Origin of the sequence: Micromonospora sp. HM134, assembly GCF_007833915.1 — a bacterium.
GTDB lineage: Bacteria > Actinomycetota > Actinomycetes > Mycobacteriales > Micromonosporaceae > Micromonospora > Micromonospora wenchangensis.
Genome location: NZ_CP041061.1, coordinates 1,293,936 through 1,318,747, shown reverse-complemented (window position 1 = coordinate 1,318,747; position 24,812 = coordinate 1,293,936). Strand labels below are relative to the sequence as shown.

The 24,812-nt window shown below is 70.2% G+C and carries 24 protein-coding genes; 4 read left to right on the top strand and 20 right to left on the bottom strand.

Features of this window, described 5'->3' with window-relative positions:
- The first annotated feature begins 243 nt into the window (after positions 1–243).
- The gene (locus FJK98_RS06225; RefSeq protein WP_145918172.1) at positions 244–1,701 is read left to right on the top strand and encodes a hypothetical protein; all 1,458 of its coding nucleotides are present in this window, start codon (positions 244–246) and stop codon (positions 1,699–1,701) included.
- A gap of 158 nt (positions 1,702–1,859) precedes the next feature.
- On the opposite strand, the gene FJK98_RS06220 is transcribed toward FJK98_RS06225, so the two are convergent.
- Positions 1,860–2,435: a hypothetical protein gene (locus FJK98_RS06220; protein ID WP_145918171.1), complete on the bottom strand. Its 576-nt coding sequence runs from the start codon at positions 2,433–2,435 to the stop codon at positions 1,860–1,862.
- A gap of 438 nt (positions 2,436–2,873) precedes the next feature.
- On the opposite strand from FJK98_RS06220, the gene FJK98_RS06215 reads away from it, so the two are divergent.
- The 3 genes from FJK98_RS06215 (at position 2,874) to FJK98_RS33085 (ending at position 6,843) form a co-directional block, all read left to right on the top strand.
- Positions 2,874–5,633: a BTAD domain-containing putative transcriptional regulator gene (locus FJK98_RS06215; protein ID WP_145918170.1), complete on the top strand. Its 2,760-nt coding sequence runs from the start codon at positions 2,874–2,876 to the stop codon at positions 5,631–5,633.
- Entirely contained in the window at positions 5,630–6,598 is a 969-nt protein-coding gene (locus FJK98_RS06210; RefSeq protein WP_145918169.1) for a DUF2637 domain-containing protein, read from the top strand. Before FJK98_RS06215 ends, FJK98_RS06210 begins: the two co-directional genes overlap by 4 nt.
- Positions 6,599–6,696: 98 nt before the next feature.
- On the top strand, positions 6,697–6,843 hold the full coding sequence (locus tag FJK98_RS33085) for a hypothetical protein (protein ID WP_168222349.1): 147 nt from the start codon (positions 6,697–6,699) through the stop codon (positions 6,841–6,843).
- A gap of 74 nt (positions 6,844–6,917) precedes the next feature.
- Here FJK98_RS33085 and FJK98_RS06205 read toward each other — a convergent pair whose 3' ends face one another.
- The 19 genes from FJK98_RS06205 to FJK98_RS06115 all read right to left on the bottom strand — a co-directional run bounded on the left by FJK98_RS06205 (position 6,918) and on the right by FJK98_RS06115 (position 24,812).
- Positions 6,918–7,574: a hypothetical protein gene (locus tag FJK98_RS06205; RefSeq protein WP_145918168.1), complete on the bottom strand. Its 657-nt coding sequence runs from the start codon at positions 7,572–7,574 to the stop codon at positions 6,918–6,920.
- A gap of 181 nt (positions 7,575–7,755) precedes the next feature.
- Positions 7,756–8,151 carry a hypothetical protein gene (locus tag FJK98_RS06200; RefSeq protein ID WP_145918167.1) on the bottom strand — a complete coding sequence of 132 codons (396 nt, stop codon included), beginning with the start codon at positions 8,149–8,151 and terminating at the stop codon, positions 7,756–7,758.
- Positions 8,148–8,744 carry a hypothetical protein gene (locus tag FJK98_RS06195; protein ID WP_240762634.1) on the bottom strand — a complete coding sequence of 199 codons (597 nt, stop codon included), beginning with the start codon at positions 8,742–8,744 and terminating at the stop codon, positions 8,148–8,150. The genes FJK98_RS06200 and FJK98_RS06195 overlap by 4 nt, the downstream gene beginning before the upstream one ends.
- A 68-nt stretch (positions 8,745–8,812) precedes the next feature.
- The gene (locus tag FJK98_RS06190; protein ID WP_145918165.1) at positions 8,813–9,232 is read right to left on the bottom strand and encodes a hypothetical protein; all 420 of its coding nucleotides are present in this window, start codon (positions 9,230–9,232) and stop codon (positions 8,813–8,815) included.
- A gap of 98 nt (positions 9,233–9,330) precedes the next feature.
- The gene (locus FJK98_RS06185; protein WP_240762632.1) at positions 9,331–9,840 is read right to left on the bottom strand and encodes a hypothetical protein; all 510 of its coding nucleotides are present in this window, start codon (positions 9,838–9,840) and stop codon (positions 9,331–9,333) included.
- Between the two features lie 121 nt (positions 9,841–9,961).
- A complete protein-coding gene (locus tag FJK98_RS06180; RefSeq protein ID WP_145918164.1) occupies positions 9,962–10,948 on the bottom strand; it encodes a DUF932 domain-containing protein in 987 nt (328 codons plus the stop codon).
- Between the two features lie 171 nt (positions 10,949–11,119).
- Positions 11,120–11,386: a hypothetical protein gene (locus tag FJK98_RS06175; RefSeq protein WP_145918163.1), complete on the bottom strand. Its 267-nt coding sequence runs from the start codon at positions 11,384–11,386 to the stop codon at positions 11,120–11,122.
- Positions 11,383–11,691, bottom strand: coding sequence for a hypothetical protein (locus FJK98_RS06170; protein ID WP_145918162.1), 309 nt, complete (start codon positions 11,689–11,691; stop codon positions 11,383–11,385). Before FJK98_RS06170 ends, FJK98_RS06175 begins: the two co-directional genes overlap by 4 nt.
- The gene (locus FJK98_RS06165; protein WP_240762630.1) at positions 11,688–12,320 is read right to left on the bottom strand and encodes a hypothetical protein; all 633 of its coding nucleotides are present in this window, start codon (positions 12,318–12,320) and stop codon (positions 11,688–11,690) included. The genes FJK98_RS06170 and FJK98_RS06165 overlap by 4 nt, the downstream gene beginning before the upstream one ends.
- Before the next feature lie 83 nt (positions 12,321–12,403).
- Entirely contained in the window at positions 12,404–13,678 is a 1,275-nt protein-coding gene (locus tag FJK98_RS06160; RefSeq protein ID WP_145922602.1) for a hypothetical protein, read from the bottom strand.
- 410 nt (positions 13,679–14,088) lie between these two features.
- Positions 14,089–14,754, bottom strand: a complete 666-nt coding sequence (locus FJK98_RS06155; RefSeq protein WP_240762626.1) for a M23 family metallopeptidase — start codon at positions 14,752–14,754, stop codon at positions 14,089–14,091.
- A 2-nt stretch (positions 14,755–14,756) separates the two neighbouring features.
- Positions 14,757–15,560: a replication-relaxation family protein gene (locus FJK98_RS06150; protein ID WP_145918160.1), complete on the bottom strand. Its 804-nt coding sequence runs from the start codon at positions 15,558–15,560 to the stop codon at positions 14,757–14,759.
- Between the two features lie 62 nt (positions 15,561–15,622).
- Positions 15,623–17,218 carry a type IV secretory system conjugative DNA transfer family protein gene (locus tag FJK98_RS06145; RefSeq protein WP_145918159.1) on the bottom strand — a complete coding sequence of 532 codons (1,596 nt, stop codon included), beginning with the start codon at positions 17,216–17,218 and terminating at the stop codon, positions 15,623–15,625.
- Entirely contained in the window at positions 17,215–18,375 is a 1,161-nt protein-coding gene (locus tag FJK98_RS06140) for a hypothetical protein (protein ID WP_145918158.1), read from the bottom strand. The genes FJK98_RS06145 and FJK98_RS06140 overlap by 4 nt, the downstream gene beginning before the upstream one ends.
- A 170-nt stretch (positions 18,376–18,545) precedes the next feature.
- Positions 18,546–20,345 carry a VirB4 family type IV secretion system protein gene (locus tag FJK98_RS06135; RefSeq protein ID WP_145918157.1) on the bottom strand — a complete coding sequence of 600 codons (1,800 nt, stop codon included), beginning with the start codon at positions 20,343–20,345 and terminating at the stop codon, positions 18,546–18,548.
- A complete protein-coding gene (locus FJK98_RS06130; protein WP_145918156.1) occupies positions 20,342–21,268 on the bottom strand; it encodes a PrgI family protein in 927 nt (308 codons plus the stop codon). Before FJK98_RS06130 ends, FJK98_RS06135 begins: the two co-directional genes overlap by 4 nt.
- Positions 21,268–22,962: a hypothetical protein gene (locus FJK98_RS06125; protein WP_145922600.1), complete on the bottom strand. Its 1,695-nt coding sequence runs from the start codon at positions 22,960–22,962 to the stop codon at positions 21,268–21,270. The genes FJK98_RS06130 and FJK98_RS06125 overlap by 1 nt, the downstream gene beginning before the upstream one ends.
- Positions 22,963–23,270: 308 nt before the next feature.
- Positions 23,271–23,705 carry a pilin gene (locus tag FJK98_RS06120; RefSeq protein WP_145918155.1) on the bottom strand — a complete coding sequence of 145 codons (435 nt, stop codon included), beginning with the start codon at positions 23,703–23,705 and terminating at the stop codon, positions 23,271–23,273.
- Between the two features lie 285 nt (positions 23,706–23,990).
- A complete protein-coding gene (locus FJK98_RS06115) occupies positions 23,991–24,812 on the bottom strand; it encodes a hypothetical protein (protein WP_145918154.1) in 822 nt (273 codons plus the stop codon).

Sequence of the window (24,812 nt, the reverse complement as noted above, 5' to 3'; positions counted from 1 at the left end):
ATCACGGCCTCCCAAGACAGGCCAGAGCGTAGGATAGGCGCGACACCTTCAAGACATAGAAGAAAGGAGGAAGCAATGCCTAGCGCTGTACGTTGGGAAGATCTAAGCCCCGAAGCATATGAGGATATTTGCTCAGTCCTAGTCAGTCGGCTAAATCCCGAGGCTCGTCGGATTGACGGAGCTGGAGGCGACGGCGGACGAGACGTCCAAATATCGACTGCGCGCGGGTCAATCATTTACGAGATGAAGAGTTTCACGGGGCGAGTTACAGCGCCGCGGAGGAGACAGATAGAACGTTCATTGGAACGCGCTGCACGACACGCACCGCTTGAATGGAGGCTTGTAGTACCAATTGACCCCACCCCGGCGGAAGAGCGCTGGTTTAATAGTCTAGGAGGAAAGTACCAGTTCGAATGCTCGTGGTATGGCCGCACCTGGCTGGACAACAATCTCGCTCGCCACGCCGACATTTACCGGTATTACACGCAGGGGGCTCACGAAGAGGCAATTGAACTCTTGCGCGAGCTATCCAGAGAGTCGGCGGCCATGGCTCGCGGCGTTCCAGACGCAGTCGATCGAATGAAGGCCCTATCGAACAGGCTTAATCATTTGGACCCACATTACTCCTTCGGCATCTCAATCGACAAGGAGGGCACGGCAGCTGTTACGGTATGGCCGAAGTATGTAGGGGCGGAACGAGATCAGCCCCTCAAGATAGACGGCCTTTTTCAATTCCCGAACAACATCGAAGGTAAAGCGTCGGCCAAGGCCTTTCAAGAAGCGCTGGACTATGGAGCGCCGGCAGTCGTTCATGCCGAGAACATTAAGCACCTCGCCTTTAGCCTGCCCGCCGGACTAGGTGGCACTTTCAATAGCGGCGAGATCCACATCGGCCCACCTGCGGGTCTGGACCTGCCCGAGTACCGCATGCAGCTGCGCGTCATTGACGAAAATGGACGCACCAAGGCTCAGCTCCCTCTACAAGGAAAGACCACGGGTATAGGCAAAAGAGGGGCTGATGCCACTTTTACTGATGTCACGGGCTCCGTCCAGGGAAGAATTCGCGCCGACGCCAAGGATCTCACCTTACAAACCAGATTTAGATTCGAGCTTCCGGAGGATGCTCTCCCTGGCACTATTCTGCCGGCACTACATTTCATCGAACAATGCAAGCCACCCAACTCATTGGTATTACTTATCGAGGACAGAGAGGCTGCCCCCCCCATTAAAATTGAGTCACCGGCATACAAAGACGTTGGCCGGCTCCTTTCTCTCGTCCGCGCACTGGACGAGGTTCAGAGGGCAACCGGCGTATTCTTTCCCCTGCCGGTCGAGTTGACGGATGATGAGGTCATCGATATTCAACTTGCACAGAAACTGCTGGCCGGCGAGGTCGTTAACGACACATGGTCCTCCATGACCCTAAACAGCACGGCTGGAGCCCTCCCATCCCTTAAAGCGAGCGTCAATCGAGGGCCAAACCAAATTATGGTTGAAGCCGAACTGTCTCTAAATATCGCTGGGCAAACCATCCCTCTCGGCCAAACCCGCAGGGTCCTTCCAAACGCCATCGTTGCCGAGTGGCCCGAAATAGATGAGGACGCCGACACGGACACCCCGATCGAAATCGAATTCCGTCCAGGCACAGACAATAGTGCAACAATAGTTCTCCTCAGCGAGAAAAAGCCGAGGAAGCGCTAATGCAGGGCTTCATCAAGACGATTGCGGGCGACACAGGTATCACTCTTCGGCTTAACCTGCGGGGATACATGTAGACGCCAAGCAACGCTCATTGTCTGGATCTCCCGACAATATCCAAACTCCATAGGAGAACACGGCAACCCACTAAAATACCAGACTCAGCGAACCTGATCCGGGGTGAACTCTCTGAGCCCTTCAACGAGGTTGCACCGCACAGTCTCGAACTCAAGAATAATCTCCTCAAGTTCCCAAACATGCCGATGGTCGACACTCCGAGAGGATCTCCCGCGCCTGCTCCACTCGACGTGAAACTCGCCTTCGGCAACCTTTCCACCACGCGATGCCGATATCTCGCATGAGCCGCCAAGCAGTGACGGACAAACCGCCCACGCCGAATGAACAACAAGATTCCGCTTCTTCCAGACCCGATCCGCCTCCGACAGTGCTTCACCAATTGCAGGTAAAGCCCTGTCGTTGCAGCGCCGGGTAGCAAAGACCGGCTCCTGCTGAAAACGAACTGCCATCCGGTACATCCAATCCCAAGGCTGCCCCATCAGCAGGACATCTACATCGTTGCCCAGCCCTCCCAAGAGAGCGACGCACTCCCGCATCACTTCCTCGAGTAGACCGCCCTGTCGAACTACCTTACCGATAGCGTCATCAAGATCGTTAGGGCCAGCCAGAATCATTGAAATCTCGATATCACTCTTCCGCTTTGCCGAACCATCACCCATAACAGCTCATACTGCCAACAACTAGGCCACACTTCAACCAGATATCGGACCAGGAGCAACGGAAGCCGTACCCCATCCAACTGAGTTTCGGGTTTCGACTCGAAAATACAAGAGCACCGATCCGCCTGCACTGGGTGCAGTGAGCCAACCGCCGAGCAACGTCACCAGCTCTTACGAAAAGTCCGAGACCGCGAGGCGATCACGAGGGCAACGCCGACCAGGGTAGCGACTGACCGAGCCGCCTACCACAAGTCAACAGGATCATCTTTGATGCTGCATCTTGCTTCCAACGTCTTCACCGAGCAACGCTCTGACCTGCTGTTGTGAGGTCATGTAAGGAAGTGTGAGGTGCTGTAAGGCTTTTAACCCGCCGCCGTTGCCCATCGCACTCTTACGGTCTGTCTCACCAACCACGGCAACGCCGGCGGGAGACAGGCCATGGCGAGACAGGTCCCGGCAGCAGCTGTTCACACCGTAACCGCACTCCTCGCGTTGGCACCTCCAGCGCTGCTCTACCAGATCGGCTGGCTCACCGTTTCCGAGCTCTCCACAGATCAGCTTCGGGCGTGGGCGCACCAGCCATTGAACGCCGACTTCATCGCCGTGCTGGGGTGCGCCGGAGCCGAGGCTCTGTGGGTACTGCTCGTGGCCGCTGTCACCGACCACGCACTCCAGTACCTCGCCGCCCGCCTGCAGTGGCATTGCACCCTGCACCTGCCCGGCCCTCTGCAGGCGCTCGCGGCGGCGCTGCTGGGTACTACCGCCGTCACGACCGCTGGCGCTCTTCCCGCCGCCGCGCACGACCACACGGCAGCCGATGCCGACCCACCACCGGCCGACCGGGCAACCCCGACCCGCGATGCCCCGGCCCAACCGCCGCCAGCCGACCCTTCGCTTCCCCGCCAGGGGCCCACTACCGCCTCGACAACAGCATCCGCCGCCCCACCGCCGACGACGGAGTCCGCACGGCACGCTTCCCCGCCGGTCCTCAACCGCACCAGCGCCCATCCCCCACCTCACGTCTCGGGCGAGAAGGTCCGGGTCGTTGCCGGAGACACCCTGTGGGAACTGGCTGCCGAGCATCTCGGTGACGCGACCCGTTGGCGGGAGATCTACACCCTTAACCGAGGACAACACCAAGCCAACGGCTATGCGCTTACCAACCCCGACACGATCCACGTCGGATGGAAACTCACCATCCCCTCCCACCAGGCCACATCAGCACCCGCTCCACCCCGTCCCGAGCCTCCTGCCGCCGGCGACTCCGGCCCCGCCGCACCCGAAGCAAAGACGACGCCCTCTGCACCATCCGCCCCTCATACGTCGCCTGCCCCTCAGCGCTCGACGCCGCACACCCCTGCACTGAGCACACCAGCCGAGACGACCGGCGCCACGACGTCGGCCTCGCACCCCGAGCGGCCCCACACTCAGCCGTACGACGAGACAGGGATCGTGTTGCCGGCGCGAGGCTGGATCAGCATCGGACTGGCCGCCGCCATTGCCGCCGTAGCCACGCTGCTTCGCCTTCAACGACGCCGCCACGTTCAGCTGACCTTCACCACGCCAGCAAGCACCACGCCGCGCTCTGCCCCGGTGCCGCCGCCTCTGGCGCACGCCGATGCGATCGGTCGTCGTCACCTCGGCCTCACCAGCAACGACCAACAGCCCGCTCACCCGACCATGCCGGCTCCCATCGGAGTCGACGGCCACGGCACCGAGGTGAGCCTGTTCCGCCTCCCCGGCCACGGCCTCGCCATACGCGGTGATGGGGCCGTACCGGCGGCCCGCGCAATCCTCGCCGCCGTGCTGACCACCGGCGCGGCCGAAACCGCCTCCACTCGCCCGGTCGTCGTCACGACCGCCGACCTCCTGGGGCAGCTCCTGCCCGCAGACGTCCCGGTGGTGGGGTTGGACCCCGAGGGCACCACGTACGACGGGGAGCGCCTGGTCGTCCTCGCCGACACCGACGCCGCCGTCGCCCACGCGGAGGAGGAGATGACCAGCCGACGACGGCTGCTGGACACCTTCGATACCACCACCATCGCCGACGTGAACGCCCGCAGCGACCATGCCGAGACCCCGCCGCCGTACGTCCTGCTCATCGAACCGGCCACTCGGCACGCGGGCCGTGTGCAGGCCATCGCCACCCACCGCATCGCCCTGGACCTCCACCCGATCGTCCTCGGCCCTCACGACGGCCTTCCCACGGTCGAGATCACTCGCGATGGCACCACCCGCAGCGACCGCCCGCACTCCCTGCACCGGGTGTCCACCCTGAGCGCCGGGGACCTCGCCGCCGTCCTGGCCATGCTTACCGACGCCCAGGCCCGCCCGGAGCCCGGCGTCGAGTTCGACGATCCGGCCGCCGCCGGCACACCGAGCGTGCCGACCGTCGAGCCCTGCCCGGTTCCACCGGAGAGCCCGGCAGCCCTGGTGCACCTTCGGGTCCTCGGCCCGGTCACTGTCACCACCGCCGCCGGCCCGGTGACCACTGGGATGCGCAGCGGCTCCTACATGGTCCTCGCCGTGCTCGCCGCCCACCCCGCCGGCCGCACCCTCCACCAGCTCACCGCCGACCTGCACCCCGACGTGGACCCCGCCTCCGCCGTCAAACGCGTCCGGACCGACATCACCACCGCCCGCCGTGTCCTGCGTACCGCGAGCGGCCACGAGGAGCACATGTTCATCGTCTTCGACCCCGCCACCGGCCGGTACCACCTCGACCCGCAGACCGTCACCGTGGACCTCTGGCACATGCTCACCGCCATCAACCACGCCACCACCAGCGACAACGACGAGGAGGTGCTCGCCGCGCTACGTCGCGCGACCGACCTGTACGCGGGTGACTTCGCCGAAGGCCACGACCACCCGTGGGCCGTCGACTACGCCACCAGCTACCGCCACCAGATCCTCACCGCCTACGCCCGCATCGCCGAGATCCTCGAACCCGACCATCCCGATCGCGCGGTGGCCGCCCTCGAACGTGCCACCGACCTCGACCCGGTCAACGAGGAGTTGTACCAGCGGATCATGCGGATCCACGGCCGGCAGCAACGCCCCGATGCCGTCCGGCGCACCCTGCGCCGTCTGGAGGAACGCCTCGCTGATCTCGTCGACGCCGAACCGTCGCAGGCCACCCGCCGCGTCGCCGAACGCCAGTTCCCACCCGCCGCCTCCAGGGCGGGGAGGGCGTCATGACCGCGACCCGGCTGCGTCGGATGCAGTGGGCGGTGCGCGCCACCCTGACTCTGGGGGTGGCCGCCTCGGTCACCGCGAACATCCTGCACGCGCAGGCGAACCCGATTGCCCAGGCCATCGCGGCGTGGCCACCCCTCGCTCTGTTGATCACCGTGGAGTTGGTTACCCGTATCCCCGTGCACCAGCGGGCGCTCGGTGCGATCCGGGTCATCGCCGCCTCGGCCATCGCCGCCATTGCGGCCTGGATCAGCTACCACCACATGGTCGGAGTCGTCGCCCGTTACGGCGAAACCGGCACCGTGCCCTACCTCCTGCCGCTCTCCGTCGACGGGCTCATCATCGTCGCGTCCGTCTCCCTGGTGGAACTCTCCGCCCGCCGCCGCGAATCCGAGAACCCCCGACCAACACCCGCCACAGTGACGCCCCCACCCACCGCCGCCCCCACCGCGATAGCGCAGCCGCCGGTTCCCGATGACGCCGCACCAACCCATCCGAATCCCGCACTCGAATGCCATGACGACGATGTCGATCGGTCGCGCCCGGAGGTCATACCCGTTCCCGAGCAGCGCCCGGCCGCCCACAGCTCGCAGGGCCCCCGGCTCCGGAATGATTGGGACAGTGGGCCACCTGCGAATGAAGCTTCCACCGGGGAGATCGACGCGGACGATGACGTCGGCCTGTCTGCGGATCTCGTGCCGCTGCTGCCCGCCGCTCGTACTGCCCGCGACGAGCTGATCCGCGAAGGCCACACGGTCAGCCGCGATGCCCTCGCGCGCCGGTTACGCCGCAACGGCCATTCCCTCCGCAACAGCGGAGTATCGGAACTCCTCGCCGCCATCCGGCCGAAGACCTCTCCGGCCGTCGGTTCCCGTCCGCCGTCCGCAGCCGGTGAGCCTCACCTCGTCGCCTCGCTCGCGCAGAGGCCCGTGTCCCCGGCCCCGGTTCGCCCTGACCGGCGGTCTTGATCGGGGCGTGGAGTTCAACGTGGATAGGCACGGCTGCCCGGTCGGGCAGCCGTGCCGAACACCGTCAGGAGGCACCAGAAATGACCGATCATCCGCCCATGCGCCGCACCGTTGAGGTCGACGCTGACGTGTACGACGTGTTGGCGCGTACTGCCGCCAGTCGAGACACCGACGTCAACGGCGCGCTGCGCTACCTGATCGAGGTGCCGACGCCTCGGACCGTCGCGGACGACGACGAGGACTGAGTCGGCATGCGGAACACGTCGCCCGGTCCGCGCTGGCGGACCGGGGCGACGTGTTCTGCGGGTCCTCGTGGCCCCTACGCGGGTGCAGCGCCGGTCGTGTCGGCGGCAGCGGCGAGGAGTCGTTGCGCGGTGCGCGAGGTGATGCCGAGTTGTTGAGCAAGGATCACGCCGAGCCCGCGCCGGTCCTGCCCGGCGGCGTCGGCCTCGGCGAGGAGCGTGACGGCGGCCTGGAGGCGCGGGTCGTCGGCGTACGGGTGCGGCTGGCGGGCACCGGTCACGCCGATGGGTCGGCCGGTGGACTGCCGGCCGGTGCGGGCGTCGGCGACGGCCCATATGGTGCGGCGGAACCACAGGCGGCGGGCCCGTCCGTCGGGCAGCGTTTCGACCCGGTCGGGATGGTGGAGCAGGGTGTCGGGCAGGTTGCGGTAGGAGCCGTATCCGAGGACTTTCGCTGCTGCGCCCGAGCCGAGGAGATCCTCCGGGTCACCGCGGCGGTCGACCTTCGTCAGCTCGGCGCGTTTCGCTCTCAGGTGGGCGGTGTGGAACGCCTCGATGTCGTCGAGCCAGAACCACTCCCGCCCGTCGTGGGCGAAGCCTTCGGGGAAGCCGAAGCGGGCGCGGTGGCTGTTCCAGTGGATGACGGTGGAGTAGGCCGCGCCGGTGTGCGCGGCGACTCCGGCCCGGTCGAGGGCGGTCCGTCCGTCGATGACCTGTCGTGCCACGCCGTTCATCTTCCTCTCCGGCCAGCGGCTGCCGCTCGCATGGTCGAGGTGGCGGTGGCTCGGGCCGGAGGGTCGGTTACGTCCTGGCTCGGTGGGGGCCGTGTGTTCAGCGGCCCCGCAGCGGGCGAGGTGACCGGTCGGGCGGTGCCCGCACTTCCGGGTCCGCCCGCCGGTCACCGTTCCCACCCGGTCACGCGGGTGGGCGTAGCACCTTCCAGGCCACCTGCGCCATGCGGTCGATGCGCAGCGCGGCCAGTTTCGCGCGGGTGGCGGGCTTGAGCGCGTCGTACACGGTCAGGATCGCGGCGGCGGAGGTCGCGTCCACCAGCACCCCGTCGATCTTGCGGCACGCGCCGCCCTTCGCCTCGCGCAGCAACTCGATGACACGGGGGTCACCTGCGGTGGCGTCGTCGGGGAGCGCGTCGATGTCGGCCAGCCCTTCGCAGTCGGGGCAGGTGACAAGGTGCGGGTCCTCGGTGATCCGGCCCACCGGCACGCGCTCCGCCCCGCACACCGGCCCGACCCGGCGGCGGGCCTTCGCGTGGGTGAGGACGGGCCACCCGGGCGTCCCCGTGTCGGTGGTCATGGTGTCTTCCCCGTCGGGTGGGTCCAGATGCCGAGCGGGTGGCCAGGCGCGATCCGGCCTCGGCCGGGGACGAGGGTTGCGAACACGTCGGAATACCGTTCGTGGAGTTGGCCTCGGGTGCGCATGAGGTGTTTGCCTCGGGTGAGTTTCGCGGGCAGGGCCTCGACCACCCGCCCGATCAGGCCGTACAGGTTTCGGGCCTCGATGAAGTCGGCGCAGCCGTCGCATGCCGACCAGCCTTCGCCCCATGCCTGGGTGAAGGCGTGCTCGGTGTCGGTGCGGCGTACCCGTGCAGCGTGGTGTCGAGTCTGGTAGTCGCCTACGGCGATGACCTGTGCGGTGACTCGGCGGGCGTCGGTGATCTGGTTGGCGCACCGGTATATCCAGGCGGCCTCCGGTGCGGAGCAGAAGTCGCAGTCGATGATCGGATCGGGGATCTCGGTGACGGGTGCGGGCTCGGGGCGGTGGTCGCTGGGCTGGCCGCGCTGCTCGGCCGCGTGCAGGTACTCGACGATGAGGCCCCGGTTGTTGAGGCGGACGTTGAGTGCGCGACGGCAGCGGCGGCAGTAGAACGGTTCCGGGACCGGTGCCACGCTCGCGTCGAGTCCTGCGCTCTCGGCAGGGCGGGCGGGTCGTGCCGGTTGCGGGGAGTGGGGTGGCATTACTGGTCGCCTCCGTCCTCGTTGCGGGTGGGCTGCGGCGGGATGGGGTGGGCCGGGCCGAGGGTCAGGCCGAGGCGCAGGGTTGCGAGGTCGACCAGGCGTCGCAGCAGGCTCGCCGTGCCGGTGCTGAGGTCGGCGTCGTAGTCGTGGGCGATGCGGCAGGCCTCGCGCACCGCCACGCACGCGGAGGTGAGGGCGGCCTCCAGGGCGGCGCGGTCGTCGTCGCGGGTGGCCCGCCTGACGTTCTCCGCCGGGTAGGTGCGCTCGTCACCGGTGGGAAAGCGGAGGGTGTAGCTGCGGGCGTAGGTGGTGTGCGGGGTGGAATAGCGGACATCGGTGACGGTGCCGAGGCGGTATTCGACCGGGTCGGCCGGGTTGATCATCCGGGCGGTGTCGCCGTACTCCAGGGACCGGTACATCAGGACTCCGTTCAGGGGTGCGTGCTCGTGGGATAGCCGTTCTCAGGGGGTGCCGCGCGGCCCGGGATGGGACCGGACCGCGCGGCACCCGTCGGCGGTCAGGGTTGGGCGGCCGGTGGGCCGTCGGCACCGCCGGGGGTGGTCGGTGGCCAGGTGGTCCCCTCGGTGGGGAACGGTGGTGCGGCCTTCACGTGGGGCAGGCCGGGGTCGAGTTTCTGGCCGCTGCGGTCGAGGCTGACCGCTCCGTACGCGGTCAGGTGCGCGCCCACGGCGAGGGCCTGTGCGCCGGTGAGCAGGACGACGAGGCGGCGGGCGTGGGTGTCGTGGACTCGCAGCTCGACGTGGCCGGTGGTCAGCGGCCGGACCGGAAGGAACCGCTCGACCTGCGCGCCGCCGGGTGCCGTCGCCCAGATCGCCCCGCACAGCGCGTTCCACTGCTCGTTGACGAGGCTTTCCCAGTGCTCGGCGCGGGCGGTGAGGGTGGCGTGTTCGGCCTGGCTGGTGGAGTGTTCGGCGAGTGCGCGGGCGACCTCGGCCGCCGCGAAGTTCGCGCACACCCGGTTGGCCAGCGCGATCATGGTCCCGGCGGTGTGTTCCGGCGTCGTCACGGGAAGCTCCGGTGGCGGGGGTGTCGAGGCGGGCGGGGTGGGGGTGGTGTCGGCGGCGGGGTGCGCGCCGCTACCGGAGCCGGGCGGGGTGTTCCCGCGCCGGCCCCAATGCCGGCCCACCTCAGACCGCCAGCAGCTCGAACGCGCGGGCCTTGAGGTCCGCTCCGGCACCGGTCAGCGCCCGCGTCGCGCGGACGAGGTTGGTCTTGGCGGGGGCGAAGTGGTCAACGTACTCGGTGATGGCCTGGTAGCCGGCCCACCGGGTGCCCTTGATCGCCTTCTGCGTGTCCGCGTCCCGGATCAGGTAGCGCAGCGTCGCGGTGCGCTGCTTCGCGTTGTTACGCGCCGTGTCGGAGGCGTCGTCGGCGAGGGGCCACACCTGAGCGACGATCTTCTCGAACTCGCCCATGGTCAACGACTCGTTGATCATCTTCTCGGCTTCGGTCTCGAACGCGTCGAACGCCGTCCACATCAGCCCGAGAGCCTGCCGCGCCTCGGCGATCTTGCTGGTCACGTTCGAGGTGTGCCGGAACGTGTACGAGCTGCGCGACCGCTGGTAGGCGAGGGCCTGGGTGTTCGCGCACACGATCCGCACCGGGGTCGCATCGAGGCGCAACGAGGCGGTGCCGTCGTGGGAGGTGGTGGCCGCGAGGTACAGGTCCATGTCGTCCACCCCGGCAATCCGCATCGCCGTCGGCAGCTTCATGGTCACGAACACCGACCGGCCCTTGCGCATCGAGCCGGCGGTCTCGAAGTGCGCGCCGGAGGCGTCGACCAGGAGGTTGAGGGTCTCGGCGACCTGCTCGTTCTGCACCACCGAGTAGTCCTCGCCGACCACCCCGAGGTACTCGGTCTGCCCGGTGGCCGGGTTGGTGCGCACCGTCATGTACTTGTCGGGGCAGTCGACCTTCGTCACCCCACGCTCGGTGACCTCGATGCCCTGAAGGGCGATCTTGCGAACCTCCCAGCCGCCGAGCCACGCCTTGCTCATGACCTCCTGCGCGGTCATGCACGAGTCGGTGACGGTGCCGAGTTGGTGCCAGGCGGTCAGCCGTGCGGAGGCGAAGGCCGTCTGGCCGTTGGCGAGGGTTTCCAGTTCGTGTGCCACGGTGGCACCCCTTCCCTGTCGTGTGGTGTTCGGGTGGGCGGCGGGCCGGGGTGGCGCCCCCGGCCGCGCCGTCAATATCAATGTTTCCTACCTCCACGTGTCGATCAAGGCGATCGGTTCGAGTCGATGGAGGTTTCTGCGGCGAATCTGACGCCCACCGCCGGGCGCGGCCTACCGGGTGTCGGTGGCCGGGCGTAGCCGCCCGTCCGGCCCGTACACGTAGGTGTGCACGGTTTTGAACGGGGCCGGTAGATACACGGTGAACCCGTGTTCGGGGATGAACCGGGTCCGATACGCGCGGGTGATGCCCAACAGGTACCGGTCGGGTTTGTCGCCGTGCGACCCCGGCGGGACGATGCCCGCCCCGGGCCGGTCGGCTCGGGCGCGGCGGTGCCGACCAAGCGCGATGTGCGGGCAGAGTGACAGGGCGGCGGTCATGCACTCGGGGTGCCCGGCGGGTCCGCGTAGCGCATCAGCTCAGCGGCCCGGGGGCCGCCGAGGAACGCCACCCAATAGCCCATCGGCTCACCGCACAGCGAGCACCTCCGTTCGACCGCAAGGCGGGTCGAGACGGTGGTGTTGATCGTGGTGAAGTCCACATGTGACCCGCCGCCCGTCGAGTCGGGGTGGATGTTGACCGGCGGGATGGGCAGGCCGCGCCGCGCGTCGTGAGGACGCGCGGCCAGCGAGGGCGGGATGCCGGGCCGGTCGGCGGCCGGGCCGGGAGCCGATGGGCCGGTCACGAGGCACCGTCGGCGCGGGTGGGCCGGGCATCGGTCACGGTGACGTGCGGTAGCTGCGCCCGCAGTACGGCGTGCGCCTGTTCCCATTGCGCCTCGGTCAGACACCGGCTCACCGGTTCGAGGTGCGCGGCAGTCATCGTCACGGCCATGACGTCGGCCTCGTCCGCCGAGTCGAACACGGCCACCATGTCGCCCCCGGCAACCACATAGACGCGAGGGTCATCGGCGAGTGAGGCCACCGGGGCGGCACGGCGGTGCTCGGCCAGCCACCGCCCGACCACCTCCGCCGGGTCGCCGGCCAGGGTGGCGGTGTCGTAGTCCTCGTCATCGAGCCACGCGAGGTGATCGGCGACGGTCCAGTCAGGGTGGATGAGCCACGATTGCCGTACGGCCTGCCACATGGTCAGCCGTGCCGGGACGCCGATCGGGTCCGCCGGTTGCGAACCGTTCGGGCCGGGCACCGGGCATAGCGGGGTGCCGTCGTGGTGCGACGCGACCGGGCGTGAGGCGAACCCGTCGAGGGTCCAGTCACGCGGCGGCACGGTCCGGGCCGGTTCCCCGCATTCGGGGCAGCGCAGCGACCCCGGCGCGTGCACCGGGCCGTGGGGGTGGTCGTCGGGGGTGGCCATGGTCTGTTCCTTCCGTGGCGCTGGTGGGTGGGCGTGCGGGTGCCGGGGCCGGGCGTGGTGCCCGGCCCCGGCGAGGCGGTAGGTCAGGCCGCCACCGGCACGGCGGCGGCCTCATCGGTGCCGGCCTCGTCGGCGCTGGTCTCGTCACCGGCGGGCGAGGTGGTGTCGGTCTGGGGCGCGGCCATGAACGCGCAAACCTCGACAGTCGGGGCGGGCGGGTTGTCCGCGAGGGCGTAGGTTTCCGGGGCCTCCCGCGTCAGGATCAGCACCCCGAACCCGGTCAGCTTGTCCATGCCGTTGCGGACCGCCCCGGGGCTACGTCCGCCGATCTCCCGGGCGACGGTGCCGGGGGTGACTTCGTGGCCGGGGCCGAGGTCACGCATGAACGCCTCGACCCGGTTACGCAACTCGTTCTTGCCCAGCTTGGCCGACCCGTCGCTGTTGACCTCACCCGTTCCACGACCGGTGCCGGCCACCCGCCGCGCCGACGGGCGGCGAATCTTGCGGGTGTGCCCGCACGTCGGGCACGTGGAGTGCGTCGGGGCGTTGGCCGGGTCCACCGTGGCGAGGTCGCCGTCGCCGATCACCCACAGCTCGTCACCGTCCTCGGTGACCGGCAGGCGACGGGCGGCCCCGGCAACCTCCATCGCGGCGAGGATCGTGTCACCCATCGCCACCGACAGGCCGCTCTCGTTGATCGCCGAGTCGGCCGTGATGCCGTCTGGGTGCCCACCGAGCACCCCTGCCATGATCAGCACTTTGAGGTCGGGCTGCGCCCCGACCGGTGCCCCGGACACGGGCACGCCGGACACCGGGGCGGGCACCCCGGACACCGGAGCCTCCGGCATCGTCGTCTCAGCCGTCGGGGCGTCGCTCATGGGCGTCGGCGCATCGCCGCCGGTCGGGGCATCGTCGGTGACAGCCGCGTCGGGCGTGGTCACCGCGTCAGCCGCCGGGACGTCACCGGTGGGCGACGGCGCGTCGGTCGGGTCGGACGTCGCGTCATCGGCCGCCGCAGCGTCGTCGGTGAGGGCGGCGGGCTCGATGGCGGCATCCGGCGTCGTGTCCGGGGCCTCCTGCTCGGGTGCGGTGTCCGGCGACGCGTCATCGGCCGCCGGGGCGTCGGGGGTGAGGTGCCAGACGTCAGCGCTCTTACGGTTGCCCTTGGCCGGGTCGGAGGTGCGGGCGGCGGTACCAGCGGCCTCCATGGCCGCGAGCGCCTCGGTCACCACCGACAGCGGCAGGTTCCCCTGTCCGGCCAACTTGCGGGCGGTGACGCCCGGGTGGCGACGCAGTTCCTCGACGACGGCGGACCGGGCCTCGTGGGTGCCGGGGGTGAGACTGATGTTTGCGGTCATGGCAGAACACCTCCACAAAAAGGGGTCGACAATAGCGATTCCGCATGCGCGGCGCGCATCCTTTTCTGCGGTTTCGCTGGGGCGGTTTTTGTTGCCCACGTCCATGGACGCTCGACGCCCGATAGTTGTCAACCCCACCCACCAAGACTCTTTAAATGGTTCGCGTCGCGCTCCATTCGGAAATCCGCGACCGCGTGCCGCGATGCCATTTGACGACCCTCACATCGCCGCCACGCCCCTGCCGCGCCGCCCCCCCCTACCGCTGCACAGGGACGGCGGCGACACGCCGGCAGGGCGGGGCGGCATCCTCCCCACTGTCGGCGACACTCCCCGTACCTGTGGCCGGAATGCGCGGCGGACGGCGGCCGTCGTGGACACTTTCGTATGGTGCGGAAAATCGTTTCACCGCTTTACAGGGGCACCCCTTTGCGTCGCATAAGCGGAATGGGGTCAACGGCGTTGTCCTCGGTGGCGGGATAACCTTCGTGGGCCTCGTAATGCAGGTGCGGGCCGGAGGAGTTTCCGGAGCTGCCGACGTGGCCGATCGGCTGTCCCGCCGTCACCGGCTCACCTACCGTCACGGTCGGCTGTCGGATCAGGTGGCAGTAACGCGTCACCACGTCGCCCGGATGGCGGATCTCCGCGTACCAGCCGCACCCGCCGAGGCCGGGGTATCCGTCGCTGTCGCACGGCATCGGCCCGCCGGTGGGTTCCCACGAGTCACCGCCGACGTTGCAGCGCACCCGCACGACGACACCGCCCGCCGCCGCCCGGACAACCGTCCCTCTCGCCGCCATGATGTCGACCCCGTCGTGGCCGGGCCGGTCGCCGGTGCGGAAGCCGGAGCCCGCCTCCCCCACCACCGGACGGGTCCACCCGCCGACCGACACCCCCGCGCAGACAGGCGACGTCGCACCGGCTGTTGTCGCCCGCGTCTCGTGTGTGGCGTACGCGTCCGGGTGCACCGCCCCGACGCAACTACCCGCACCCCCGCCGCCGATCACTGACGAGACGACTCCAGCGGTGGCGGCGGCGACCAGCAGCAATGCCCCGGCGAGTCCCACCGCGATCGCCACGGCTACCCGTCCCACGGCACACCGTCGGTGATCGGCGCGGGCAGCTCGGCCAGGCTCACCCGGTCCCGGTGACCCACCACCCGCCAGACCGGCCCCGCCGGACCCCGGAGGTCGGCGGTGGCGGTGGCGACGGTCACCCCGTCGGGTAGCCCGACCCGGCGTAGGTGGGCGTGCACGTTTGTCTCACGGGCGGCGGTGGGCAGCCAGAACAGCACCGGATACGCGCGGCGGGGCGGCAGTGCGGCGTAGCCGCCCAGCTTGCCCACAACCCGGCTCAGGGCTTCGGTGCCGAGGTCGACCTCGACCCAGAACGGCAACACCGCACCCTGGTCCGTCCACACGCCGTGTCCGTCCGGGCGGACCAGGGTGCCGCACGCCTCACGGCAGCGCGCCTCGTTCCACCACCGCGCCAACCGCGCGCCGGGGTGCGCGCGGGCATGGGCGGTGAGCGCGACGAAGAACCCGTTCACCGTGAGCAGGTGCGCCAGCGTCGGGGACATAGCGAGTCGGGCGGTAGCGTCGCGCACGGCGGCGGGACGGGGCAACGGCGCGCCTCGTCCGGCGGCGAGCAGGGCCGCGCCGACCGGGCCGAGGGTCCACCTCCACGCTTGCGAGCCGGGCCGCTGGTAGTGGCGGAACCGGTCGAGGATGTCTCGATCGTGGAGGGTGTTGAGGCGGTTGCGGGCTCGGCCGACCGAGCCGAACGCGAGGTCGACGAGTTGGTCGGTGGTGAAGGTCCGGTGCTGGTCGAGCAGGTCGAGCAGGAGCCGGTCTCGGGGAGTGAGCCGGCCGAGTTCGGCGGCCACGACGGACGCCGTGAGGCGGGACCTACCGGTGGCTGACGTGCGGGTGGGAGGGATATCTCTTATCAGTCGGTTCCGGTCCACCAGTCCTCCTCACCGCCGTCGACGTGCCCGTACGACGTGTTCATGGGGGTGTGTTCACCCGGCTGGTCACGGTCGTTGGAGTACTCGTTGGATCGCTCGTTGGAGCTCTCGTTAGACCACCCGGGGTCGACGAACGTGTTGTGGCCGACCAACTCGGTGACGGCAGGGTCGGCGGGCACCGGTGGCTCGACGTGGGCAGAGGAGGTGGCGGCTTCGCCGAGCAGTCGCCGCCGCTCGGCGACGGCGAGGCCGGTGTGGTCGCGGGCGGCACGGCATAACGCGTGCGCGCGGCCGGGTTGCGCCGGTGGTGGCGGCTCGGTGTCAGCGGTGACCGGTGGCAGGACCCGACCGCCGGCGACCGGCCGCAGGACGACCTCGTAGCCACCGAGGCGGATCAGGTCCCCGTCGTCGAGGTACGGACGCAGGTGACGGGCCTGGTCGATGGCGTCGCGGGGGGCCAGGGCGAAGTACACCTTGTTGCGGGCGTTCGCGTCGATCGCGGCCACCATGTCCGCCGACAACTGCCCGAGGTACTGGTGGGCCAGGACGAACGAGGTGTGCAGGCCACGGGCCTCGGCGAGGGCGTCATCGATGCCGATGGGCAGGTGCAGAAAGTTGTGGCATTCATCGAGCACGATCATCGCGTCGGGGCGGTCGTCTTCGGGGATGCGGGCGCGAGCGGTGGTGGCCTGCCACAGCCCGGCCAGGAGCAGGGAGCCGACCAGGCGGGTGCCGTCCTCACCGAGAATGCCCTTGGGTAGCCGGGCCAACAGCACACCACCGTCGAGGATGTCGGCGAAAGAGAACGTGGTCGCCGGCACGCCGAACAGGCTGTTCGCCATCGGGTGCGCCATCACCAGCCGCAGCCGGGACAACAGCGGAGCGACGAGACCGGAGCGTTGCGCGGCGGGCAGGTCGTTGAACCCCTCCCAGAACTCGCCGAGGGTGTTGCCCTCCCACGCGTTCAACCTGCTGACCACCGCGTTCACCCGGTCGCTCCGCCACGAGGCGTCCGACAGCAGCCTCGGTAGGTGGGCGAGGGTGGCGTCGTCGAAGTGGGCGAGGGTGAGCAGGCCGTGGTAGCAGATGTCGGCGGTGCGGTGCCCCCACCACCGCGACCACACCTTCGCCATCACCGCCGTCAGGTTCGCGGCCACGTCGTGCGCGCTGCCGCCGTGCACGCTCGGGTCGAGCAGGTTGATCGCCGGTGGCGCGGCCCGCTCGTCGGGGTCGATGAGCACCAGGCGGTCACCACACGACGCGGGTAGCCGGGCGAGCAGGTCACGGATCAGGTCGCCCTTGGCCGGGTCGAACGCGGCCACGCCGCGCCCGGCTTCGACATCGTCGAGGATCATCCGCATCAGCAGGGTCGTCTTGCCGGTGCCGGTCGGGCCGAGGGCGTGCACGTGGTAGCGGCAGTCGGTCAGGGAGATCCCGACCCGCATCGCGGGCCCCGCGTTGGCGACCCCGATGACCTTGCCGCCCAGGCCGTGCCGCTGCTCGCGCGGCACCAGACGCAGCCGGCGGCCTGCCGGGCCGGGATCGGACGGGGTCACCCCCGGGTCCGTGAGGGTCATGGGTTGCTCCAGACGGTGGGTGCGTCGACGGTGGTCGCCTCGACCGGTGCGGTGTCGGGGCCGTCCGTGGCGTGGCCGGTGGTGCGGAAGACCTCGCGGGTGGCGGCCCGGCGGCGCGATGCCGCGCCGGGCAGGCCGTAGGCGGTAGGTTCGGCGGGCAGGCCAGCGAGCGCGGCGGCGTCGCCGATGCCGGCCAGGCTCATCCGGGACACCGGCACCCACCGGTCGACCAGAGCACGGGTGCCGCGCCGGAGCCGACGGCGGGTGAAGTGGGGCGACAGCAGCCCGAAGCCGGAACTCGCATCGGCGGCGGCAGCCGACGCGGCAGCCCGGGTCGGGCCGACCGCGACCGTCTGCACGGCCACCAGCAGATGCGGCGCGTCGGTGAACTTCACCCGCGCCTGCCGCGCCAGCTCCGCCGCGTACGGGTCCAGCCGACCGGTGGGGTTCCGACGGATGCCGAGACCAGGGGTGATCAGGTCAAGCGTCGCCTGGAGGACGGCGCGGGCGACGCCTCGGGGGTGGCGGGCATAGTGCGGGTGGGTCATCGCCCGGCGGAGCTGCCGCAGCCGGTGGGCCGGTGCCCGACCGAGGTGGACCTGCAGCAACGCGCCGCCGGTGCGCCCGGCGGAAACCAACCCGCCGTAGACGGCGCGCAGCCGATCGTCCTCCGGGGCAGCGACGTCCATCCCCCGCCGCGACGCCGGGGTGGTGTCGTCGACCAGCGGCAGCCACTCCGGTCGGGTGGGCCGCACCGCAAGCGCGACCACCGCCCCCACCGTCGACACCGCCGGAGGCGCGCACTGGGCAGCGCGGACGCCCGGCCAGCCTCGGTGCAGCAGCCGCACCACCGCAGTCGGGTTGACCCCCGGCGGGAGCCACAGCCCACAGCGCAGCCCGTCCGGGTCGGCGGCAACCTCCCAGACGATCCGCGTCGGCCGCAACGCCCACCGGCGTGGGGCGGGTAACACGGTGGCGAGCAGCCGCCACAGGCCGACCGTCGCGGCCGGAGTCGCGGTCACCGGCGGGATGATCTCCAACCACCGCGCCCGCGCGGCATGCCGACGCCAGACCTGCCGCCGGCACACCGCCCACCCCACCCGTACGGCGGCGAGCATGGTCAGGGCGGCGAGCAGCAGCGGCCACCGATCCCGCACCAGGTGCCATCCGGCGTCGGTAGCACCGGTACCCCAGGTGCCACACCACAGCTCACCGACGAACGACCCGGGCACCCCCTCACGGCCGGGCACGCACACAGCGGGAGGAAGCGGCACCAACACATACAGAGCGATGGCGGCAATCATGGACATCTCCGTTCGAGAAGCGCTCACCTGCCGGTCGACGACGGGCGGGGGCCGGCGACCGGGCCGGTGAGGATCAGCTCGTGTTCGGTGGCCGAGGCGTGGCTGTGGAACGCCACCCGCGCCGACCCGGCCGACAGGAGCGCATCCCCCCGTTGGCAGGACAGCAGGAACGCCCGCTCGCCGTAGGTGAGGCCGAAAGCCTCGGTGACGGCGTCGATGGCCTGCGGTGCCTGCCGCAGCAGGATCTGCGTGGCGGCGTTGGAGACGACGGCCCGGCCGGTGGTCGTGGCGAGAACGTCGGCGGCGTCCTGGGTCACGACGGTCAAGCCGGTGCCGTACTTGCGGGCGGACTTGGCCAGGGTCTGCAGGAAACGGCCGCCACGGCCACCGGACAACAGCTTCCACGCCTCGTCGACCAGCACCATCCGCAGCACGTCCGGGCGACCGCCACGGGAGGTGGCTCCCCGTACGGTGCGCCAGATCGTGTCCAGGGTCAGCAGCGTGCCGACCGGGTGCAGCTGCTCGGGCAGGTCCTTGAGGGCGAACACCACCAGGTGCCCCTCGGGGGCGGTGGTGGTCGGTCCGTCGAACAGTCCCTTCATGCTGCCTATCACGTACGGGTGCAGGCGGGCGGCGACCCGCCGGCCCGCCTCATCGGTGTCGTCGAGGGCTGCCATCACCTCCCGCAGCAGCGGTGCGGGACGCCTCCAGGTCTGCGGATCGGTGGTGATGCCCTTGGCCCGATAGGCGGCCAGCACCGCCACGTCGAGGGCACGGGCCTCGTCGCCGGGCAACGGCGCGTCGACAGCGGTGTCGCCGCTGGCCATGACCGCGACAAGGGTCTGCAGGAACCGTGCCCGATCGTGAAGGGCGTCGTCGTCACCGGCCGGCAGGTCCAGAGGGTTGATGGTCACACCGGCCACGCCGAGGCGGACGACCGTCCCGCCGACCGCATCGGCCAGCCGCAGGTACTCGTCCTCGGGGTCGATGACGAACGCCTCCACCCCGAGGCACAGGTTGCGCAGCAGGTCGAGCTTGGCCAGGTACGACTTGCCCTCCCCGGAGCGGGCCAGGATGACGGCGTTGTAGTTGGACTGCGCCCACCGGTCCCACACGACCACCCCGGCCGAGTGCAGGTTCAACCCGAACAGCACCCCCATGCCGGTGTCCCCTGCGGTGTCGGGCAGGTCGGGGCTGGTGAACGGAAACGCCGCGGCGAGGGCATCGGTGTCGAAGACCCGCTTCAACCCGAGTGCGTCGTACGCGAGGGGGAGGCCGCTGATCCAGCCCTGCAACTGACGCCACGTCACCGGCGCGGTGTTCAGCAGCAGCGACGCGGCCAGGGACCGCACCTCCGCCACCCGATCGGCGAGATCGTCCGGGCTGCTGCCGTAGACGGTCAGGTACAGGCCGAAACGGAACAGGCGGGCCTCACCTCGGGCGACCCGGGTAGCCAACTCGGCGGCGTCAGCCGCGGCGGCATCGAGTTCGGGATCGTCGAGTCGCCCCTTGGCGGCATCCTGGCGGCGGGAGGACTCGAACCGGCCCCGCTGCTTACGCAGCCGTTCGGAGGCCACCACCGGCGGGACGGGCTCGATATGGAAGGTGACGTCGACCAGGCCCGGATAGGACAGCAGCGGCTCAGCCCAGCCGGGGCCGACCTCGGCCGGGTAGCCGACAACGGCGAGGGTCGCCAGGTAGCCGTCCCCCACCCGGACGTGGCGTCCGTCGACATCGACAGCGTCCGGCGAGCCGGGCAGGACCGTGGCCGACGCGGGTGTGACACGCCGCCGCGCCGGCAGCAGCGCGGAGAACAGGTTCACCGGTCGTCACCTCCGTCAGGTGGGGCGTAGGGGATGCGGGTCGGGGCGGTGGGGTCGAGGCTGGTCGCGAGCCGGGCCACGGCGTCCCGCCCGTCGAGCAGCCGGGCGGGAACCTCGCAGCCGCCCAACGCGCGGACCGTTTCGGCCGCCTGGTGGACGGCGTAGTGCGCGCCTCTCCGGCTGCGCACCGCAACGGTGATCTGCCGGTGCAGCAGCTCCCGCTGCCCGGCCAGGTCGGCGAGGAACGCCACGTGCGCGCGGGCGGCCTCCTCCAGCGCGGGATGCGGCAGCCCTGGGGCAGCGGTGAGGAACCGCTCGGCGAGGTAGGTCAGGTCGACCCGCTGCGCCCGGACACCGATCTGCACCGGGCTGTCGAGGCTGTGCAGCCACCGGGCGAACCCGGTCACCAGGCCGTTCTGCTCGGCGGGGGTACGCAGCCCGAACGCCACCGTCGACGCGGCCACCAAGCCAGTGGTGCCGTCCGCCCCGAGATCGATCAACCCGTCGCCGGTGACGCCCCTCGCGGGCAGGCACAGCGGCGCGGGCAGCGGAATCCGGTCACCCGGGCCACCGGTCGTGCTCACCCACGCCGGTGCGGGAATGATCGGCCTGTCGGCCGGCACGAGGCGACGTGGGCCGTAACGGTGCCGCAACGCGGCGAGGACCCAGGCGTCGAGACTGACACCGTCACGGCGGCCGACCGCGAGGAGGAACGCCGCAGCGGCGACAGGCACCGCCCCGGCGAGGAACACCAGCGGATGCACCACCGTGGCCACCGCCGTCCACACCGCGTAGAGCAGCAGGCCCGTGACCGCCAGGATCACCAACTGCCGTCCGGACAGGCCGAACGCGATCCGGTCCGGCCGGTCGATGTCTGCGGGCACCCGAGCCCGCATCGGCGCCTCGTCGTCGCGACGACTCATCACTGATCACTCCTCGGGCGCGATGACCGGCGTCGCGCCGGGGCGGACGGACGGGCCGGCGGCGGGGACGACTCGCTGCGGACGGCACCCGTACCCGCCGCTGTCGTGCCTGTCGCCGGGGACGGTCGTGACGGGGTGGGGACCGCCGCGCCACGCCCGTCCGGGGACGGTGTTGCGGACGAGGCTGGTGGCCGGGGTCGGCGCGGGCCGGCGGACGGGGCTCGCCGGGCGGTGGACGGGGCGGCCGGGGTGGCGGCGGCCGGGCCGTCTGGGGTGGCGCGCTGCGCCGCCGTGGGCCGTGTCCGAGGGGTCGAGGCTCGTGGGCCGCTGACCGCCGGGGCGGTGGAGAACACCGGTGTGACGGGGCCAGGTGGCCGGCGCGGCGCAGTCTGCGGCGTGGGTGCTGACGAGAACGTCACTACCGGTGCCGGGCTGTTGGTTGCTGGCCGCGCGGTGGTGGTCGTGGCGTCGCTGAACGCGACTCGGGCCGGTGGGAGGGCCGGGGACGGCGGACTCGACTGGGGCGATGCCGGGTGGGAGAACCGCACCGGCGGGGCAGCACCGGACGGCGCGGCTGTCGGGATGGACGGGTCCGCCGGGTGGCTGAAGGTGGGGGCGGCGTTCGTCCCGGCCGGTGCGGGCAGCGGCGTGTGCGTGACCGGGGCATGGCTGAAGGCGACCGGCCCTGCCGGGGACGGCGGACGGGGAGTCGACCCCGGACGGGACGGGCGCGGCGGACGGGACGGACGAGGGCCACCAGGTGGTGGACGGCTTCCGGGCGGACGGGGCGGCGTCCGCCCGGCGGCCGGGGACGATGCTGCCGTCCGTCCCAGGATGCCGGCCGCCGCACCCAACGTCTTGGTCATCACGAAGGCGCGGACAAGCTGTCCGAGCAGCCCTCGGCCGTTGCTCTGTCCGAGCGGACCGAGAACGAACTGCCGCATCCAGCCCGGCAGCTTGATCAGCAGCCACAACATGGTTAGGCAGACCACGACACCGAGGAGCCCGTTGCCGGTGGAGGGGACGCCCAGCACGGTCGGACCGGTGGGGGTGAGGAACACCTTGACGGTGGCCATCACGACGACGGCCTGGCCGAGCTGCAGGCCCAGGCAGGCCAGGAACGCGCGCCACCACAGCTGGGCCAGGCCCTCGGTCAGCGGGCTGGCGTGGCAGATCAGTGCGGCCGGGGCGATACCGAGCAGGACGACCAGCGCGGCCAGCCTGAGCACGAAGGTGAACTCCAGCAGGAGGCACATCACGACCACCGCGATGACCAGCAATACCATCAGGAACCCCTGGCCCCGTAGCGCGTCATCGGTGATCTGCCGAATCGCGGTCGCGGCGGCCGGACCGTCGACGCTGTTGCCCGCGAGGGCCACGGTCAGCGCGTTGGTCGCCTCGATGGCCTTCTGGCCGATGATCAGGCTGCTGTTGGCCAGCACCGCGCCGACGGCGATGCGGGGTAGGACCTGCTTGAGGCCATGCCGGGTCTGCAGGGTCTCCCGGGTCGTAACCAGGAACCCGTTGGCCACGATGAACAGGACGAAGACACCGTTGGCGGCGATGAGACTGGTCGTCCAGAACGCCTTGACGTGCTCGTTGCCGGTGAGATCCGGGGTGGACAGCCACGAGTTGCCCAGCGCCTCCAGCACCGGCTGGAGGGCCTGCTCCGCCGCCCACACCACCAGGTCCACCACAGCGGTACGGACCTGACCTCCGATGTCGTACCACGCCGGATCGTCGTCGTACGACGGCCGCCCGAGGGCCGGGCCGGGCGTGGGTGCCGGCGTCGCGGACGGAGCCGGTGCCGCTCCCGGCGGGCGGACGCCGGGATCAGGCACGTCCGTCGTCGGCGGTGCGGTAGGCATGGCCGGAGGGTGGGTCGGCTCGGCGTGTGCCGGCCCGGCCCCGGCGACGGCCAAGCCGGCGACGATCACAACGCCGAGCAGCAGCACGACCGCCGGATACCTCATGCGGCGCAAGAGGTCGGTGACGGTTGCCATCAGGCCACCCACCTACCGACGATGGTCACGAACAGCGGTGCCAGCAGCGCGAGGCCGTAACCGATCGCGGCGGACCGCATCGCCAGCTTCGCCTTCTCGATCTCGCCGGGTTCACCGTTCGCGGCCAGGTAACGCAGACCACCGACGGTGAGGAACAGGGTGGCGACGGAAACCAGAATCCCGACGAGCCAGACACGGATGTTGTTGGCAACCTGCTGAATCGACTCGACGGCCAGCACCGGACCAGGCTGCGCCGCATACGCCGCGTGAGGAGTGAAGGTCAGAGCCACCGTCACCGCAGCGGCCACGCACAGCATCAGCGCACCCACCGTCAGAGGACGGGGACGGAGGCGGCAGACGATCGATCGGCCGTGTGTGCCGGCCCCGAGGCGACGGGTCGCCGCCTCGGGGCACGGGAAACGGACATTCTCCATGGTTATGCACCTCCGGAGCGCACGCCTGGGCAGCCCGCATCGGGGCGTAGGCGCGAATGGGCTTGGCGAAGACGCGGGACCGGGCGGTGCGCTCATCGGTGACCCGTGGTGCCGACCGGCGCGGCCATCCTCCTCACCAGAAACGACGGGTGGGCCAGGGACCGTACGGGTGTCAGCGCCGTCAGCGGTCCGGTCGAAAACAAGGTCACCTACGCGGAAGAGTCCCGCACTAGGGGATTACACATCCCAGCCTCGGATTGGAAACCCGCAGCTCAAGGCGGGTACTTACGGGCGCTTACGGGCCGTCGGCGCGTCGAGAGCCACCATCGACGTGGCCTCGGTGATCACCTCGGCGTACGGGTCAGACAACGCCCCGGACTCGATCGCGGCCCTGAGCCGAGCGACGGCAGCAGACCGCCGCTTGTAAAGGTTCCAGCGGGACTCACCGACGCGCTCGGCGTAGGCGGTGAGGCTGACGTCCTCCAGGTACGTCGCACCGATCAGCTCGGCATCGTCGGCGCTGATCACCTCGGCGGCAACCGCGCGAGCCAGAACGACATCCGGATGCCCGTGCGCGGCCGGCGACGACACCGCCCCCGGGGCGCGGCTCGGCGTCCCGGACGAGGCCGGTTCCAGACCACGTAGCTCGGTGCGGGCCTTGGAGAACGCCGCAGACAACAGGTTTCCGACCACGCCCGACCTGTCCAGGTCGACCGTGCCGAGCGCGCGGAGGAAGTGCTCGACGATGGCGGCCTGAACATCACCGGTGAACAGCTTCGCCAGTAGGTACGCCTTGAACCGCAGGCCCGGCAACGCGACGCCCACCGCACCGGCACGCCACGCCAGGTCTCCGGTACGGGAGTGCTGCACCAGCAGCCGCCACACGGCGTCCCGGGCGGCGTAGCCGCAGGACGGGTGCATCAGGATCGCCGACAGCTCCGGCAGGGCGATGGTCCGGCGGGGCAGGCCCAGGCCGAGGCTGCGGCCATCGACCGACAGCGGGTTCGGCCCCTGCCCCATCAGCCGGAACCGGTACTCGATGTCGTTGAGCAGCGTCTCGCCACGTCGCCCGGCAGCCGAGCCGGGGGCGGAAATACGACGGTCCAT

What these genes read in the sequence shown, in the direction of transcription:
- FJK98_RS06225 (WP_145918172.1), top strand. Translation starts at nt 244, where the DNA reads ATGAAGAGTTTCACGGGGCGAGTTACAGCGCCGCGGAGGAGACAGATA.
- FJK98_RS06220 (WP_145918171.1), bottom strand. Translation starts at nt 2,435, where the DNA reads ATGGGTGATGGTTCGGCAAAGCGGAAGAGTGATATCGAGATTTCAATG.
- FJK98_RS06215 (WP_145918170.1), top strand. Translation starts at nt 2,874, where the DNA reads ATGGCGAGACAGGTCCCGGCAGCAGCTGTTCACACCGTAACCGCACTC.
- FJK98_RS06210 (WP_145918169.1), top strand. Translation starts at nt 5,630, where the DNA reads ATGACCGCGACCCGGCTGCGTCGGATGCAGTGGGCGGTGCGCGCCACC.
- FJK98_RS33085 (WP_168222349.1), top strand. Translation starts at nt 6,697, where the DNA reads ATGCGCCGCACCGTTGAGGTCGACGCTGACGTGTACGACGTGTTGGCG.
- FJK98_RS06205 (WP_145918168.1), bottom strand. Translation starts at nt 7,574, where the DNA reads ATGAACGGCGTGGCACGACAGGTCATCGACGGACGGACCGCCCTCGAC.
- FJK98_RS06200 (WP_145918167.1), bottom strand. Translation starts at nt 8,151, where the DNA reads ATGACCACCGACACGGGGACGCCCGGGTGGCCCGTCCTCACCCACGCG.
- FJK98_RS06190 (WP_145918165.1), bottom strand. Translation starts at nt 9,232, where the DNA reads ATGTACCGGTCCCTGGAGTACGGCGACACCGCCCGGATGATCAACCCG.
- FJK98_RS06175 (WP_145918163.1), bottom strand. Translation starts at nt 11,386, where the DNA reads ATGACCGCCGCCCTGTCACTCTGCCCGCACATCGCGCTTGGTCGGCAC.
- FJK98_RS06165 (WP_240762630.1), bottom strand. Translation starts at nt 12,320, where the DNA reads ATGGCCACCCCCGACGACCACCCCCACGGCCCGGTGCACGCGCCGGGG.
- FJK98_RS06160 (WP_145922602.1), bottom strand. Translation starts at nt 13,678, where the DNA reads ATGACCGCAAACATCAGTCTCACCCCCGGCACCCACGAGGCCCGGTCC.
- FJK98_RS06145 (WP_145918159.1), bottom strand. Translation starts at nt 17,218, where the DNA reads ATGACCCTCACGGACCCGGGGGTGACCCCGTCCGATCCCGGCCCGGCA.
- FJK98_RS06130 (WP_145918156.1), bottom strand. Translation starts at nt 21,268, where the DNA reads ATGAGTCGTCGCGACGACGAGGCGCCGATGCGGGCTCGGGTGCCCGCA.
- FJK98_RS06120 (WP_145918155.1), bottom strand. Translation starts at nt 23,705, where the DNA reads ATGGAGAATGTCCGTTTCCCGTGCCCCGAGGCGGCGACCCGTCGCCTC.
- FJK98_RS06115 (WP_145918154.1), bottom strand. Translation starts at nt 24,812, where the DNA reads ATGGACCGTCGTATTTCCGCCCCCGGCTCGGCTGCCGGGCGACGTGGC.